At 33.3% G+C, this 18,463-nt stretch carries 10 protein-coding genes and 1 pseudogene; 3 read left to right on the top strand and 8 right to left on the bottom strand.

Annotated elements, in window-relative coordinates; translation table 11 throughout:
- Window positions 1-129: 129 nt before the first annotated feature.
- From ACEW8E_RS15195 to ACEW8E_RS15185, 3 genes and pseudogenes are all read right to left on the bottom strand, one after another.
- On the bottom strand, window positions 130-699 hold the full coding sequence (locus tag ACEW8E_RS15195) for a calcium-binding protein (RefSeq protein WP_373481201.1): 570 nt from the start codon (window positions 697-699) through the stop codon (window positions 130-132).
- The gene (locus ACEW8E_RS15190) at window positions 690-1,040 is read right to left on the bottom strand and encodes a calcium-binding protein (RefSeq protein ID WP_373481200.1); all 351 of its coding nucleotides are present in this window, start codon (window positions 1,038-1,040) and stop codon (window positions 690-692) included. Before ACEW8E_RS15190 ends, ACEW8E_RS15195 begins: the two co-directional genes overlap by 10 nt.
- Window positions 1,041-1,094: 54 nt before the next feature.
- A pseudogene (locus ACEW8E_RS15185) lies at window positions 1,095-1,331 on the bottom strand (integrin alpha); the annotation flags it as partial.
- Here ACEW8E_RS15185 and ACEW8E_RS15180 point away from each other — a divergent pair.
- Complete coding sequence (locus ACEW8E_RS15180; protein ID WP_373481199.1) at window positions 1,264-1,428, top strand: hypothetical protein; 165 nt, start codon at window positions 1,264-1,266, stop codon at window positions 1,426-1,428. The pseudogene ACEW8E_RS15185 and the gene ACEW8E_RS15180 overlap by 68 nt on opposite strands.
- Before the next feature lie 5 nt (window positions 1,429-1,433).
- Here ACEW8E_RS15180 and ACEW8E_RS15175 read toward each other — a convergent pair whose 3' ends face one another.
- From ACEW8E_RS15175 to ACEW8E_RS15165, 3 genes are all read right to left on the bottom strand, one after another.
- On the bottom strand, window positions 1,434-2,258 hold the full coding sequence (locus ACEW8E_RS15175; protein ID WP_373481198.1) for an integrin alpha: 825 nt from the start codon (window positions 2,256-2,258) through the stop codon (window positions 1,434-1,436).
- A gap of 244 nt (window positions 2,259-2,502) precedes the next feature.
- Window positions 2,503-4,173: a ShlB/FhaC/HecB family hemolysin secretion/activation protein gene (locus ACEW8E_RS15170; RefSeq protein WP_373481197.1), complete on the bottom strand. Its 1,671-nt coding sequence runs from the start codon at window positions 4,171-4,173 to the stop codon at window positions 2,503-2,505.
- Window positions 4,174-4,394: 221 nt separating this feature from the next.
- The gene (locus ACEW8E_RS15165) at window positions 4,395-12,551 is read right to left on the bottom strand and encodes a CHAT domain-containing protein (RefSeq protein WP_373481196.1); all 8,157 of its coding nucleotides are present in this window, start codon (window positions 12,549-12,551) and stop codon (window positions 4,395-4,397) included.
- A 169-nt stretch (window positions 12,552-12,720) separates the two neighbouring features.
- Between ACEW8E_RS15165 and ACEW8E_RS15160 the strand changes: the two genes are divergently transcribed.
- Entirely contained in the window at window positions 12,721-13,542 is an 822-nt protein-coding gene (locus tag ACEW8E_RS15160; protein ID WP_373481195.1) for a serine protease, read from the top strand.
- 55 nt (window positions 13,543-13,597) lie between these two features.
- Entirely contained in the window at window positions 13,598-15,739 is a 2,142-nt protein-coding gene (locus tag ACEW8E_RS15155) for an FHA domain-containing protein (protein ID WP_373481194.1), read from the top strand.
- Here the strand turns inward: ACEW8E_RS15155 and ACEW8E_RS15150 are convergent, their stop codons facing one another.
- Window positions 15,740-17,461, bottom strand: a complete 1,722-nt coding sequence (locus ACEW8E_RS15150; protein WP_373481193.1) for a protein kinase — start codon at window positions 17,459-17,461, stop codon at window positions 15,740-15,742.
- A gap of 73 nt (window positions 17,462-17,534) precedes the next feature.
- Window positions 17,535-18,185, bottom strand: a complete 651-nt coding sequence (locus ACEW8E_RS15145; RefSeq protein ID WP_373481192.1) for a COP23 domain-containing protein — start codon at window positions 18,183-18,185, stop codon at window positions 17,535-17,537.
- Window positions 18,186-18,463: the final 278 nt, after the last annotated feature.

Below are 18,463 nucleotides of genomic sequence, written 5' to 3'. Positions count from 1 at the left end.
TACGCCTCGTAATACTGCAGACTTTTTTTGCTATCTCCCAAAGTTGGTGACGGAAGGAAATACGCCCCTAAATCCCCAATACTGGGGACTTTTTTTTACTCTCCCCCAGAATTGGGGGCGGGGGGGCGATTACACCACGACAATATCGGAATTAGTCAAGGCTAAACCAGTATTTAATGTCGCAAATTGTACCGCTGCCGTGGCACCACTACCATCCACATCAAAGAATAACGCTCCGTTACTAGAATTATAAATAAATCTTTGAGCTGAAGTTGTAGCCGATGAACCAATGGTAAACTGATTAGTAGTTAATGTACCAATGGCTAAACCACCGCCAAAACCGCTACCACTAACTAAAATTGTGTCATTAATAACGTTAAAGTCAGTAATACGATCAATTTTTTCTGAGGTAGAATTAAAGCTGAAGAAATCATTACCATTACCACCAGTTAAGTTATCGTTACCATTACCGCCGATTAAGGTATCATTACCATTACCACCAGTTAAGATGTCATTACCATCGCTACCTGATAAGTTATTGTTACCAGTGTTACCCGTAATGCGGTTATTAAGAGTGTTACCTGTGCCGTTAATAGCTGTGGTGCCTGTTAAGGTAAGGTTTTCGATATTAGCACTTAAGGTGTAGGTGACGCTACTTTTAATAAAATCCGTTCCTCCATTTGCTAACTCTACCACCATATCCTCGATGTTATCCCAGTGTAGTTATCATTACCAATGCCACCGATAAGGACGTCGCTACCAATACCACCATCAAGGCTATCATTCCCAATACCACCGATAAGGATGTCGTCACCACTACCACCGATGAGAGTATCATTACCTCCGTCACCGTTGAGAATATTATCACTACTATTACCAGTAATGCGGTTATTAAGGATATTACCTGTACCGTTAATAGCTATGATGCTGGTTAAGGTGAGGTTTTCGACATTAGCACTTAAGATGTAACTAACACTACTATTGACTAAATCTGTACCCTCATTCAATAATTCGATAACTTGATCCCCCGTGTTATCCACGATGTAAGTATCATTACCGATACCACCGATGAGGTTATCAGCACCACCACCACCATTTAAGGTGTCGTTACCGCCTAATCCTTGTAAGGTATCATTTTCTGTGTTACCCGTTAAACTATCATTACCAGTCGTACCGATGAGAGAAAGACTCGTGGCACGACCGAATATTACATAACTTTGTCCTGAATTACTACCATTAGGATCTGCTTGTAATGCACCGATAATGAGGTCGTCAAAACCATCACCGTTGACATCCCCTGCACTACTTACTGAAGCCCCTGAAACGTCTATGGGGTTAATACCGTTGATGATAAAACCATTGGCACCGTTGAGAGTTGATAAATTGAGGGTAGGGGAAAAACCACCACTTTTACCAAATACTACATAACTTTGTCATGAAAGACTACCATTAGGATCTGCATTGGGTGCACCGATGATGAGGTCATCAAAACCATCACCGTTGAAATCCCCTGCATTACTTACCGAAACCCCGGACTGATCACCACTATTAATACCGTTGATGGTAAAACCGTTAGTACCGTTGAGGTTTGATAAATTGAGGGTAGGAGAAAAACCACCACTTTTACCGAATACTACATAACTTTGTCCTGAATCGGTACCATTGGGATCTCCACCATTTGCACCGATGATGAGGTCGTCAAAACCATCCCCGTTGACATCCCCTGCACTACTTACTGAACGCCCTGAATAGTTACCACTATTAATACCGTTGATGGTGAAACCGTTGACACCGTTGAGGTTTGATAAATTGAAGGTAGGAGAAAAGCCACCAGTTTTACCAAATACTACATAACTTTGTCCTGAATTACTACCATTAGGATCTGCTAAGAATGCACTGATAATGAGGTCGTCAAAACCATCACCGTTGAGATCCCCTGCACTACTTACCGAAATCCCTGAATTGTCATCTGGGTTAATACCGTTAATGGTGAAACCGTTGGTACCGTTGAGAGTTGATAAATTAAGGGTAGGGGAAAAACCACCATTTTTACCGAATACTACATAACTTTGTCCTGAATCGGTACCATTAGGATTTGCATTGGATGCACCGATAATGAGGTCGTCAAAACCATCACCATTGACATCCCCTGCACTACTTACACTCCGCCCTGAAAGGTCATCTGGGTTAATACCGTTGAGGATGAAACCGTTGGTACCGTTGAGGCTGGATAATTCAAAAACTGCTGGAAAACCCATAATTTTTTATTAGTAATTGTAATTTTTTAAAAAAGTCGTAGCATATTAATACAATTACAAAGTTAACATGATTTTTGTCAAATGGGGGACTTTTATGGCTAAGGTCACGAAAACGTAACATTTTAAGATCGCCATTTTAATCTCCCAAGTTTAGGGACTTTTTTTTAATTCTCCCTCAGAATTGGGGGCTGGGGGGCAAATACGCCCTTAGAAAACAAGATCAATTTAATTAAATAAGGAAGGTTTAAAAATTATATTTAACGTTGAAATATAAACCATCATCTTGAATGTTATTACCTCGATCAATTAAATCAATTAACGGCGGTGCATAATCGATTCTGATGTTTAAATTTTCTATGGGTTGCCAGATTAATCCTAAGCCTAAAGCCGCTATAAAACGTTGATTTGGGGAAAAATTAGGGTTTCCTTGTACATTCCAAACTGATCCCATATCGAAAAATGGAGCTACTTGAAATACAGGCAGTCTTTCTTCATTTCTAACAATAGTAATTCTATCTTCTATGGAAAAACGAAAACCGTTATCTCCTGCTCGTACATTTTGTCGATAACCTCTTACAGATTGTCCGCCACCGATTACAAACTGTTCTGAGGGCAATAAAGGATCAAAACTGAGTTGAATATCTCCTTGTACAATTAATAAGTTATCAGGATTCAATAATTGCACTCTCTGAATTTGTCCCAACCATGCTAAGAAATAACCATCGGGATCATTTCCTTGGTTAGAAGTTGTCACATCAAACAATCCGACTCCTAAACGAAATTGCGATCGCAAAGCCCATGCTCCCAAGGTTTCACGTTTAACATAATCTTGACCAAAACTGATAACATTAGTGCGAGTAATACCATCATCATTAGGACCAATACCAAAAGGAGTCGGCCCTTGAAAAGTGAAAGTTTGACCATTACGATAACTCATGCCTAAAGATAAAGCAAATTCCTCTCGAGGAGTACGAATTAAAGGTTGACGATAAGTTAACTCATAATATTGACTTTCACCACTAATATCCAACTCTTGAAAATCACCTTCTACCACAGTATTTTCTTGAATAGAAACCCTTGCTTGTAAAGTACCATTCATGGCATTAAGAGGAACAGTATAACCTAAATCAAGATTATAAGTACCAGCCCAATCTTCCAAACGAGGTTGATAAGACACCGAAAAACTATCACCCAAACCAAAAACATTACCATAACCTGCGGCTAGAGTCATTTGAGTGGCGCCGATACTAGGAGGGGAATAATTATCAATACCAACGGTGGCAAAAAAGGGATTTGCTTCAGTAACTTTGACAACTAAAATACTTTGTTTTTCGGAGTTACCTTGTTTTAAACTAGCTTCGATATTTTCGATTAAAGGATCTGTTTTTAGTAACCGTAATTGATCTTCTAAATTACCTGAATTAAGAGGGGTTTTTGTACCTAAACTAATTCTTTGACGAACATAATTTTCTAATCTTGATGCGCCTTCAATTTCAATGGCTTCTATTTGTCCTTCATTGACTTGAATAATAGCAACATCATCAACAATATTTTCAACAATAGCCCTAGTGGTGATATAACCTTGATTGAGATAAAGTTGCGTAATTTGAGCGGATATATTTGCTAAAGTTTCGTTAGTAATGTTTTGATTTTTATAAGGTTGAATAATTGTATTAATTTCATTATTAAAAATACTATTTCCTTTGACTTCAATACTTTTAATATAAACTTCTGAAGAATTGTTCTGACTAATAAATAAAGATTTATTTAACTCAATTTTATTATCTATTATATTTTCAGATTGTATTTGAGTATTAAAATTATTAGCAAATACGGGTAAAATTGAGAATAAAGGAGAGAAGAAAAACGAACTGAGGCTTAGTAATAAAGTTTTTTTATAGTTGTTTTTAGCCATGATTTGATAAATAGTTTTAAAAGATCTTAATTATTTTGAGTTAATTATATAGAATAAAGAGATAATCGTGACAATTTTATTCTTACAAAGTTAGGGGAATTTTATCTCAATATTTACACAATAAAAACCCCTAAAATTTTATGATCTTTAATATTAATAAAAATATCAAAAAAATAAAATTATTATAAGTAAGTAAAGCTAATAAAAAATATTATTAATTATTACCAAGGATTACCAATCATGGTGAAAGGAGCCCAATAAAAAGGATGGGTAAAATCTTCTTTTTGACGAGAAGTTTCGGGTAATCCTTCTAAAGAAACCTCAGATTTAGGAGTAATAATCTTACTACCATCCTCAGTTTTATAAATTTTGCCTGTCAACATATCTAATTGAGTTTGTCTTAAGGCTTCTGCTTTTGTGGTTTGTTGCTTAAGTTGACTATAAAAATCTGTCATCAAAGCTAATGTACCAGTATCGCTCACTTGCCAAACACTACCCATAGCGGTTTTAACTCCAGCTTGTACTGCTAAACCAGCGAAACCTAATTCAGCGATTTCGTTACCAAAAGCAGTTTCACAAGCACTTAACACCATTAATTCCACCAGAGGTTGATTTAAACCAAGAGTACGAATTTCATTTAAGGGTAAACGAGAATTATATAATTGAATAAAACTGTCAGAGGTTTCCGTGGGGTTAAATTCCCCGTGAGTACCAAAATGGACGATGCCATAAGGTTTACGCTCTAAATTAGCCTTGATTTCCTCTAAAGTAAAGTTACCGTTAAGATAACGTTGATAATCTTCTGTAGGCTCATCATTCCACACTTTTTTAATGGTTGGTAATTCAACTCCGACGGCAGGAAGAGGAGTAACTCCAGTATCAGCAAATTGTGATGCACCCATAGCTAAGAGGTTTAAATCTTTAATAGGACGATAACGATTATCATTTAAGTTAAGACTAGGTGCTAAACCACTGCTATATTTTTCTACTAAAAACTGTTGACTATTAGTATCATATAAAGCGGCGATGGGGATAAAACGAATTTCGGCAGGTAAAATAAATAACAAATTAGAGATTTCTTGCTCTTTCAATTGAGATTCAATGGGGGCAATTAACCAACTATATAATTCTGCGGCATTAGTTTTATAATCATCATTAAGAGCAAAATTATCGGATATTTTTGACCATAAACTTGTAGCCGACTCAACTACTTGCTGACGGTTTACAGGAACACTTACTCGAATAGGTTTACCTTTATTCGTAACAATTAACAAGTCTAATTGATCTTCTTGGGCTGGTTTAAAACTGATACTAGGTTGAAGATTGGGTTTATTAATATCAATTTGACTATATTCTTGAGTATTAGTCGCTTCTCTTCGAGCAAATTCTTCATCTAAGTCTCGTGGTTGATAACCTTTAGGAGTAAAACTGACGTAAATAAACGCTGGTTTTTCCGCCGCTTCTTGCTCGATGGTGGTTAAAATTTCTTGAGCTTGAGTTATGGTTGCAATGGGTATCACAGGGGAAGAGACATTAGCATCAAGACGAGTAACCACATTAGGAGGAGTTACTGCGTTATTCGGGTTACTAAAAGGTAAACGACTTAAAAGTTGTACAGCCAAATTACCTTCAGTAGTAGTAACAACATATTCTCCTTTTCCGATGGTAGAGTTTAGATTAGTGATAACTCCTGCCGTACCGTTTCTCGTGCCATTTCCGACAATAAAAGGTAAACGGGGATCTTGTAATACATTATTTTCTGAATCCCCTGGGAATAAATCAATAGTAACTGCCCCTCCTTGACTACCACCATTGCTATTAATACTAATATCGCTATTGTCAATAGTATTAGTTGCTCTGAAATTACCAGTAGTTGATACATCTACATCTCCACCTTTACCATTATTACTAACAGTATTAATCGTACTGACTTGAATATCATTGGGGGCATTTAACGTTACATTCCCCCCGTTGCCTGTACTTCCTGCGGTTTCAATATTCCCAGTGTTTATGGTTGTCGCTGAATTGATGGCGATCGCTGCTCCCGTAGTAGCTGAAGTATTAAGGTTTTTAGTATTGACACTAGAATTATTACTTATAAGAGAAATATCACCGCCTTTGGTAACAATATTTTCGGTGGTAATTTGTTGAGCATTAATATTAACGTTAGTATTGGTACTTGATATGTTTTTAGCAGAGAATGAGCCTTGAGTATCGAAAACAGCGTTTTTAGACAGAATTAGATTACTATTTAAGTTTTGATTTCCAGTAGTAGAAACTAAACCACCGCCAAAGTTAGTATTATTAGCAGTGATAGATAAAATATTTAAAGCCTGATTATTGCCGATGGAGTCATTAATTAAAATATCACTATTACCAGCATTGAGAGTTAAATTTTGATTACCGTTAATGCTGCCGAGAATATCTATATTTCCTCCGACACTGGTTTCATTATTTGTGCGAAGGGTGACATTATCTCCCAAAATAACATTATCATCGATAATTATGGCATTGCCTTGAGTGATAATATCAGCATTTAAAGTAGTAGTAGTTTTCGCACCTTTGATGGTGATGGAAGCGTTATCATTACCGTTAATGGTTTGATTAACATTAATATTACTAGCTTGGAGTATTAAAGGATCATTAACCGTTAAAGGTTCATTAACCGTTATATTACCTAGACTATTGTTTTGTCCGATGGTAATAGTATTAAAGCCATTAGCTTGATTAAGATTGGTAATTACGAATTGAGTATCATTACCGCTACCAATAAAAATATTACCGTTAGGATTAGTTGTTTGTAACAACAAATTACCCGACGCAGAAGAAATTATACCCCCATCAGAAAAATTAACTCCGTTTAAACTGCTCACAGTTAAGTTATTAGAAGCAGTATTAATACTACCTGAGAAATTGATTTTACCTTGAGTACTAATTAAATTTGCGTTGTCCTGAATACTAAAGTTGTTATAATTTTGATTGCCAATGGTAGTTATATTTGCATTACCTAAAGCCGAAAGACTCGCATCTCCTGAATTTAAAAAAGCCGAATTATTGCTTAAACTAAAATTACCCGATGTGGTTAAAGATTGTCCTTGTATTGTGCCATTTACGTTGATATTATTGCCTTGAAGATTTATATTTCCTGAAGTGACATTAGTAGAAGTTAAAAAGGTTAAAATAGGGCCTAGAATAAGATTATTTCCTGAAATATTAACCTCTCCAGAAGATAAAGTGCCAAAAGCGGCTACCGCAGGAATAGTAACATTACCATTATTGCTAGTAATAGAGATATTTCCTGCATTCGTAGCGAAAGAAGTTCCACTGGTAGCAGTAGTATTAACCACACCACCAAAATTAATATCATTTTCCGCCGTTATTATAATATCACCACTGGCTTGATTATTTCTAGCGGTACTAATAGCTAGAGGTTGATTTTCATTAGCTTTTCCAGAGATGGAAACACTGTCATTCGCTTTGATAGTTAAAGAGATAGGATTAGATGAATTAGTATCAACTTCAATGCTTTTTGCTGTGAGGTTATTGGTGGTAAAGATGGTGCTGGTATTCAAAATAACATCATCGTTATAAACTTGATTACCTGTTGTGGTTACGTTACCATTTAATCTAGTTGTACCTACTGCATTGGTAGTTAAATTATTAGCATTAACAGTACTATTAAAACGAGTTACAGCAGTGCTATTAGCGATTATATCTCCCAATATTTGGCTATCACCAACGGCTTGAGAAAAAGTAATATCACCATTACCAGTGTTGAGGGTAAGGTTGTTATTTTCTCCTGATTGACTATTAACTGTACCATTAAAAGTAATACTATTGTTAGTCGTGTTTAAAGCAACATTATTAGCTATTTCCACATTATCTAAATAACGTTGAATCCCCGTAGTCGTAATATTCCCATTAATGATAGTTTTACCATCGCTGTTAGTGATAAGAGTATTTAAACCAGTGACAGAATCCGTAAAATCAGTAATACCATTATTATTACTATTAATAGTTAAGTTATTTGTACCATTTACAGCACCCTTAAAAGTAATGTTATTACCATTAAGGAAAGTATTTTTTTCTAACAATACCGAATTATTAAAAATCTGATCTCCAGTGGTGTTGATACTGTTACCAGTGGAATTAATATTAATGTTGGTTTGTCCAGTAGTGGTAAGACTTGCTAAACCCGTGACACTACCAAGACGATCATCTCCGATGCCATTTCCGAGTTGAATGGTGTTACTCCCATTAATAATGACTTCATGAGGAGTTGCCGAAGTGCGATTAGAAACACTATCAAGAATGATGTTAGCAATTTCTGAAGGAGTCAGACTAGGAAGATTTATGCCACTAAGATTCAAGTCAAAAGAATCTATTTCACCGTTAAAATTAATATTTCTAGCAGTGAAAATAACATTATCATTTAACAGAACTGAACCATTATAAATTTGATCTTCAGTGGTTGTAATATTAGAATTTGCCAAAAGTGGCACATTGGGAGGAATCGAGAGACCTAAAGTTGTAAAGTTACTTAATAATAAACTACCAGATACGGTAAAAGATTGTGCTGAAATTTCTCCTAACACTAAAGTATTTAATCCTGTGATACTAACATCTCCACCCGCACCCGATGCTAAGGGAGAAAAATTACTAATAATTGAACCGACAAGGATATTATTTCCATTTATCTCCACACTACCAGATTGACTAACTCCTGCTGTACTAATAGCCCCTAAGTTAACAAAACCGTTATTACTATCTATTGCAACGTTTCCTGCATTATTGACAAAAGAAGTATCTGTTAATCTTCCTGTATTGATAATGCCGTCAATATTGATGTTTTCGTCAGCATTAAGAGCAATATTTCCGCCACGATTACCTAATGCTGTATCGATAGCAACAGGGATATTTGAGTTAACAATATTTGTGCTTATATCTATATTTCCAATGGCATTAATAGTTAAATCAACTCCGTTAATAGCATTAGGATCAATGGCAATAGTACCGTTTAGGTTAAAATCATTAGTATTAATTACTGTGTCTTTGGAAAGAAAAAGAGTTCGGCCAATATTGGAAGTAATTGTATATTTTTGATTACCGATAGTGCGAATACTCGGATTATTTAGGGTTAATTCAGCTCGGTTAATATTTAGAAAAATGTCAACAGCATTACTGGTAAGATTATTTAAACCGATATTTGCACCAATTCGATCATCTCCTATACCATCACCATAGTTAATATTAGTATTTGCCGTTACAGTTAAATTTTGAGGATTTGTCTGAGAATCAATGGAGTTATTAAAAGCGATATTCTCTCCATTAATTTCAGTATCTTTTGTTAAAATGAGGGAATCATTATAAGTTTGATCTCCTAGGGTGGTTACGTTACCATTTAAAGTAGTTGTACCTAGGGCATCGGTGGTTAAACTATTAGCCTGAAGATTACCATTAATATTGGTTGTATTTGCAACTCGAAGATCTAAATCTCCAGAGATAGAAATATTGGCTGGATTACCCAAACTATCCACATTGTCTAAGATTAAATCATTAATATCCGCTAAAGTAAGATTATTAGTATTTTGAATTCTTACTGTATTAAAATCGTTATTGGTATTGTCAAGGATAATGTCGTTATCATTAGGGTTTAAAGTCGTTAGCCCTCCCACGGTGAGAACCCCATTATCAGTAATTGTACCCTGAGAAGTGATTTCTAATTTACCAGTAATATTACTATTCCCTAATATCAGAGAATTATTTTCGGAAATCAAGACATCTTGGGCATTGACAATCTCTAAGATATTAAAATCATTCGTTCCGCCAAAGGTATCTCTTCCTGCTAAACTGATATTATTCCCATTAGCATTTAAACTGGTTGTACCTCCCACAGTTATGGTAGCGCGAGAAGTCGTACGAACATCAGTAATATTTCCATTGGCGTTTACTGTTAAGTTTCCTGTAACCTTTATTGCTCCTAATCGTATATCATCAGCATCGTTTAGTACTACATTTCTGGCACTACTAATTATCGGATTTCCAATTGTCACATCTCCAAAATTACTAGGAGAAACTGAATCAATAAAAATGTCTTGTTGACTTCCATCCTTGAGAATCAAAGTATTTAAACGAGTATCACCCGTAGTGATAATCGCACCGAAAACACCGATACCGTCATTATTCCTAATGGACTCCCCATCAAGATAAATTGTACCTGATCCAATGGAATTAACTTGAGAATTCTCTTGAATAGATATACCACGGGCGATAGAAAAACCATTAGTCAAACCACTTAACGTGATTCTACCTACATTAGATGTAATTCTAGTTGGATTCGCAGAATCGTCTCCTCCTGTTAGAATACCGGTATTATCGTTAGTGCCATTACCCTCATGAATACCCACTAACTCGATATTTCCCGAACCACTGGATTCAATAATAATGCTGTCATTAGCAACATCTGGAGAGCCGAAACTTATACCATGATTAAGTTGTCCACTAGCTTGGCCAGTTCCTACAAGAGTAATATCGCTATTGACTGTGCGAATAGTAGTATTTCCCTGTAAACTAATTCCAGCGTTACTATTGCCCGTGCCTCCAAAGCCTTTACCTCTTAAGCTGATAAAACCATTACCAGTCGTTTCGATGGTAGCATCTCTCAGGGAAATGCCACTATTCCTGTTATTGGGTTCTAACCCAGTATTGGCTACCCCGATGGCAGGAGTTGTTAAGGGATTTATGCCACCGCCCAAAATAATATTACCGCCATTGGCTCGAATAAATGAGCCTTGATTCATGATTATAGAACCACCATTGAGGGCATCTCGATCAGAATTGAGAGTTACATTTCCTCCATTGGTAGTGAGACCAACATTATCATTAACTTGAATAGAATTATTTGCCCTTGCCGTCAAATCAACATTAGGATTAATAACATTAACATTAGCTGCAAAAGTTATATTATTATCTGCATCGAGCAATATATTGGTTAATTGAGATCCCAACTGTATGGCATTAACAATACTACCATCTGGAGTGCTAAGATCATTTGATATAATTATATTTGTAGGATCTAATAATAGTGTACCCATCGTCCCATTAGTAGCAGTGGTATCAACTTTTCCGTTAAAGTTAAGGTTTTCTTTTCCTGATACTTCTACAAAACCACCGTTACCGCCATTAATTCCGCCTTTGGTTTCAATTTCTCCTGTAAAAGTTGTATTTTTATCCGCCCAAATTATTACTTTTCCACCTTCTCCACTAATATTAGCATTTGCCTTAATAGTACTATCTTTATCAACTACAGTAATTTGAGAGTTAGGAATTGTACTTTTTCCTTGAAAATCGCCTCCGATTAAAACTTTTCCGCCTCCTGTCGCTCCATTTGCCTCAATTTCCCCGTTTATTACCCCAACTTTATTACCTAAAACAGTGATTTCTCCTCCCAAATTATCGGAAGATGTACTGATTTTTCCTGATGCGATGGCTATTCCCGTTTCGTTAGGTATCTTCGTATTGCCTACTTGTATTTGAGGGTTAATGCCATTAACCCCTAGATTATTATTAATGGTGATATTGGGAGTATTAATTCCTGCGTTATTTGCCCCTGTTAATAAAGTGGGTAAATCTTGGGGGGTGAACCCGAGTAAATTTCCTTGCTCATCTTTAGGTATATCAATCTCTAAGCTCAATAAACTACCTTCGGGGGTTATTTTTATCCTTGATGTGCCTTCAACCGCCTGTATATTGATTTTTCCTTGGGGTGTCTCAATAGTACCAGTATTGATAACGTTACCACCGACAAGGTTGATATTGCTTCCTTGCGCAACTTTCAACTTTCCTGCGTTGATGATACTTCCGTTTTGATTGTTGTTAAAAACAAAATTGGTGGGATTGCCTGTTAAGTTTTGATAGTCGTTACTGCCGATGGCGTTTAAAATACCGTTATTAAAACCAATGCCTGTAGCGGTGGTGGCGGTAAAATCTGCTGGTACGTTTATACTAGCACCTTGTCCAAAAACGATACCTGCTGGATTCATTAAAAAGAGGTTAGAGTTACCTCCCACTACTTGAATTAACCCATTGATATAAGAGGGATTTCCTCCTGTTACTCTGGTGAGTATGTTTTGAATGTTGGGATTTGTCAGAAAAGTTGCTATTTGTTGTTGACTCAAACCAAATTCTCGAAAACTATGAAATAAGTTTTTCCCGTCTCTGGATAATGTATTACCATCTATGGTTATGCGATCGCCATTTTTAGTAACAATAGTAGCAGTGTCACCATCGGTAACAATTTGTTGAGCATGGGCAAATCTTGTATCAACAATGCCAAGAATTGATAATATGGCAATAAATAAACTAAGTTTTCTGAACATAAACTTTACCCAAAACAAAACAGGAATTAATAATATCGTTATTATTGTAATAACTCTTTAATTTTCCGTCAATAGAATTAATAATTTTTTATTTTATCTTAACAATATACTACTTTTAGTAATAATCTTATTTTTAGCTATTAAGAAGTTGAATAAAAAAAATTTAATAATGTTACTTTTCAGTATGATCATGTTGGCTTCTTTTTTCCATTTTTGGCGAATTCTCTTGTTGGGGAAAATTAATAATAGTATTGGTAGTAATCAAGAAGTTATAACGATAAAAAAAATACCCAATAATAATTCTGAAATTCCGCAAAAAACTGAAAAAGAAAAAGCCTTAGAAAAAATTGCCCAAGAAACTAATGTTAGAATTTTTACAACGGATAATAATATAGAAACAGGCGGTAGTGGAGTTTTAATTAAGAAAGAAAATAATACTTATTTCGTCGTCACAAATAATCATGTTATTAATGATATAAATACGCCCTATAATATTTCTACTTATGATGAAAAAATTTATAAAGGAGAAGTAATTAAAGATAAGAATAATAATCTTAATCAAGAGGATTTAGCTTTATTAAAATTTGATAGTTTAGAAGACTATAATATTATCAAGATTTCTCAGAAACCATTGATGAATAATGAGGTTATTTTAGCTAGTGGGTTTCCTTTTGAAAAAAACTTGAAACAATCACAAAAGTTATATTATACTATGGGAAAAATAGAAATAATTTTAAGTAAGGCTTTAATAGGGGGTTATCAATTTGGTTATACCAACTTAGTTCATAATGGTATGAGTGGAGGTTCTATTTTGAATGAAAAAGGCGAATTAATTGGACTTAATGGATTAGGTAAATATCCTATTTTTGGCAATCCTTATATTTATGAAGATGGTTTAATAATTGATGAGAAAGAAAATAATAAAATGAGTGAATTAAGTTGGGGAATACCTGGAAAAAAAATAAAAAAATTTATAGAAAATAATAATTAATAAATTCTTATTAAGATTTTTGTAAAACTAATTTGATAATGATTAAATAATTAAAATGCCACCAAAAGCTGATAAGTTACAACAAAATATAGAAGGAATTAAAAGTTTTTTAAATAGGAAACTAATTTATTATCCTGAATTAAGTAATACTATTAGTAAAATTAACAATATTGAGAGTATTTTATCAGAAAAAAAATTAACTTTACAAATTATTGGTAATCAAGAATATTTGACTCAAGCTATATTTGACTTAATTAGTAAAAATCAAGAGTTTACTCAAGGTTATAAGATTAAATATGACTTAATTCCTGATATACCAAAAGAAACTAAACCAGAATATATTTATAAATTAAAAGTAGCTAATTATGATGATTATATAGAAGAAATTGAGTTAAAAAATGAAGATATTTATACTCTGGGAAGATGTCCTGATTTAAACTTAGTAATAGATGGTAATATTTATCGGGGAATTTCATGGAAACACGCAGAAATTAAACAAATTGTTAATAAAAATGATGAAAAAAAATGGCAAATTAAGGATTTGAATAGTAGTAACGGTATTTATGTTAATGGTCACAAAATTATTGATTCCTATATTTTACAATCAAATGATTTAATTACTTTGGCAAATGATCAATTAAATTCTACTATTGCTGGTTATATTTTTACGGAAGAAATTATCATCGATGACAATAATCTAAATAATGCTTATTATGATGTTATTAATTGTGATTTATTATTATTAGTCACAGAATATAAAGCTAATCTTTCTCAAGAAATAACTGATTTTTTAACAACTTTAGATATTACGAAAATATCAAAACAATTTTTAATTCTTGATGTAGATGAGGATAAAAAAGAAAATAACTTAGATGAAACTATTAATAATTATCAAAGTTGGTTAGATACTCAAAATTTTGATTATAAAATAGATTTTTTCCCTGTGGATTTAAAACCTTATTATGAGGAAGATTATCAAGGAGAATTATCTAAAACAATGCAAAAAAGACTAGATAAATTTATAAAAGGTTTAGGAAATGTTATTAAGCGTCAACCAGAAAATATTTTAGCGAAAAGGTTAAGTTTAGATTTAATACCTTTAGTATCTCCTTTAGAAGGAATTTTAGTGAAAGAAGATGAAGAATTTAAGGAAAAAATAACAGCTTTACAGATAAAGTTACAAGAAATAACAGCAAAAAATTGGAAAGATATAACAAAAAAATCTTTAGGAGAAGTTAAAGAAGAAAAAGAGAAGTTTTTTAAGCAAATTAAATCTGATTTAACTCAAGGAAAAGCGGCGATACTAGATAACTTTAGTAAAAAAAGTATTATTTGTCAAATTCAAAATTTTGTTGAGGAGTTACAACCAATAATTTTTAAAAAAGAAGGACAATTCTATGTCAAATTAGGGACTTCTCAAGGAGATAATAATACAGATTTAAACGAAATAATTATTAAATTTTCAACTTCAAATATGGAAAAATGGGCATTAAAAGAATGGGATAAAATTTTAAATATTTACGGTAATGATGGTTTAAATGGCTTATTAAATCGTTGTTATGACATTATCAATATTATTCCTAAATTGTTTAATGAATCTCCTTTTCACCCTCCATCAGAATTAGATATTAAAAATAATTTTATGGTTTCTTTTATGGGTATAGAAAGTGATATTCGTCACAAACAAGTGTCTATGGCTGGTTATATAATGAAAAGCATTAGATCAAATATGATGCAAATTATGATGATGGCTACCATGATTTTTGCATTATTAGGTCAAAAAATGGGTAAAAATGAAATGTTTGGACAATTATCTAAAGTGTTTAAACAGTTTCCTTTTTTATTAGGTTTAGCTATTTTTGCCTTAATATTTTTCTTAATTACTTCTTATAATCAAGATAATAATTTAAAGTTAGAAGAAGCCTCAGAAAAGTTAAAAAAAGAAGTTAGTAGTTATTATCAATCCTTTAGTAAAAACTTGTTAGAAAAAATAATTCAAGACATAAATTTAGCTTTAGAATATGAAGCAAATCGGATTGATAATTCTTTAGAAATAATCCAAGAAACCTATAATGAATATATTATAGATATGGAAAAACAACAAATTCAAGTTAAGGCTAATTTAGATAATTTTAGAGAAAAAGAAAAGAATTTAAGCAAGGAAATTGTTGAGTTTAAAAAGTTAATTAGAAATTAATTATTGACATAATAAAGGACTATCACGACAAATATCTATTACTTTATCATCTTTAGAAGGTTTATTATTAGTATTGTTAGTTTTATTATTACTATTACTATTATTATTATTTACATTGCTATTTTTTTGTTTTTCTTCTAAACATTTTTTAGCATCATCAACAATTTTTTTACCTTGTAATAACCAATAATTTGAACCTTGAAGTTGACTTACAGTTTCAATTGCTTCTTGACAATTACTATATTCTAAATCTCTTTGGGCTTGTTGAATTATATTACTATTAGTTTGATTTTCTTCCTTCCATTTACTAGCATTAATTAACCCAGCTTGACGAATTTCGCCATCAGGAATAGTATCAATTTCTTTTAAAGCATCTTCGAGTTTACCTTCTTCTTTATATAAATTTTGGGCTTTTTCAAATACTGCGGTACTCCAATTTTTGATGAATATTTGTGCTTGATTAAAGTTAGGATCATTTTTAGGAATTTGAGCTATTATTTCTAATGCCGAGACATAATTAAATAAATCCGCTTGTTTTTGTGCTTCTCCTAAACGACATATTCCTATATATTCTAAGGCTTTGGGCGTAATAGCGGAATCATTTTCTGTCTTTTTAGTCTCAATTTCCTCAAAACACTCTTGATAGGCTTTATTTTTAGATTTTTCTTCTAATTGCTTTACTAATTCTTGCTCGATTTGTTTTTGATGAGCTTTTTCTTTAAAATTTATATAGTAAGCTCCTCCTGTAGCCACTAAACCGATAATTAAAGCAGTGGTAATAGTTGAACCTACAGAAGATTTAAACCAGTCTTTTATTTTGTCTGAATTTTGCGGAAGTTGATTATTCGTCACCATAGTGGGAGAAGATTCAATTTTTTCTGTGGGATTGACATTATTATGTTGATTTTTTTGTTGTTGATAAATATCTAAATCTTCCATGACACTTTGTGCGGATGGGTAACGCTTTTTAAAGTGATAACGAGTCATTTTTGCTAAAATAGCCCGAAAAACGGGATTTATCTGTTCACATTGCCAAATTATTTCTCCTTCTTCATCTTCCTCAAAATCCATAGGATTAACTCCTGTTAAGGCTTGAATAGCAATAATTCCTAAAGCGTATATATCACTGTTTTTATAAGGTTTCCCCCTAGCTTGTTCGGTGGGCATATAACCACGAGTACCCATGGCTACAGTTGGATCTACTAATCTACTTTGTTCAATTTTAAATTCTTTTACCGCACCAAAATCGATTAAGACTAATTTATTATCTCCATGACGACGAAGAAAATTATCTGGTTTTACGTCTCGGTGAATGATACCTTGACTATGAATATCCCCTAAAATCGATAAACCGTCATATAATAAGTTGATAACTTGTTCTTCTTGCCAAGGTTGATTCGGGATTAATTCTTGCCGTAAAGTATGTCCTTCGATATACTCTTCTACTAGATAAAATTCCTCTCCTTCTTCAAAATAATCAATGAGATGGGGTATTTGGGGATGAGTTAATTTTTTAAGTATTTCTGCTTCTTGACGAAATAAACGCCGTGCATGGGAGATAAAACTGGGTTGATTAGAAATAGGATGAAGTTGTTTCACCACGCATTGATTATTGGTGGTTTCGTTTACTACTAAATAAACACTGCCAAAACTACCTCTACCAATTTGCTTAATCATTCGGTATGGCGGGGGTAATTTATTTTGCGTTGGTGTATGATCCATAGTAAAATTAGAGGAATTGCTAGGATAACTTAGGCAATAAGAGTTTACAAAACTTTACCATAGACCGTGACATTTAATCACAAAGAATCGCAGGACAATTTTCCATGGTAGGTTGAGAAGGTAAAGGCTTAGGAGAAACATTATCGGGATTATTTCTAATTTCTACATTAGTATTAATATTGGATGTTTCCATTAAAGGTGCAACTTCTAAATAACCAAGTAAATCAAAAGAAGGTCCTGGTGGTCTTGTTATAGCCGGTAAGTTAACATCTCTAGCGGCTTGAAATAAATTGTTTAAGACTTCTTTCGGGTTATCGCCTGATTCAAGAGTTAAAAGCAGTCCATCTTGTAAACATTGTCCTTGCATCCCCGGTTTATTTGTAGCAGCGACACAGATAATATTATATATTTTTTGATTGGCAAGAACAGTTTTTCCTGTGGTAATTTGTTTTAATGTACCATTATCAGAAAACTTTTGAAATCTACTGGTAACTTCTTCACATCTTTTTTGTGGTGTCCAGCCTGAACCTCTAAAGTAATCACTTTCCCACACAACTAATCTAATTCTACCTCTTTTCGTATCAACTACAGTGGTAGGAATTCCTTTATCATTAATACAAGTATAAATATTTTTAGTCGGTTGTGCTTGAGCAACATTTTTGTTTATTCCTGTCAATAAAATACTAGCAGTAATAACTATTTTACAGAAAAACTGAATATTCATAGGATTAATTTTTTTTACTAACTAATTTGATCATAATCTTTTTTCTTTGATTATAAGCTAAAGTTTAATTACAAAGAATTGAAGGACATTCTTGACTATTTTCTTCTTCTTTTTGGGTAGTTTTTTCCTCATTATTATTAACGGTACTTAAACAAAAATTATGCCCAAACAAAGCCCAAACTTGCTTTATAATTAGTAAATACCTCAATATTATCTTTTAACCATTGAAAAAAGCGAAAAGATATGGCGGTGCGAAACGCTTCTAAGGCTTCACCAAA

It is taken from the genome of Geminocystis sp. (assembly GCF_041753295.1).
Lineage (GTDB): Bacteria > Cyanobacteriota > Cyanobacteriia > Cyanobacteriales > Cyanobacteriaceae > Geminocystis.
This window is presented reverse-complemented; position numbering and strand designations above follow the sequence as displayed.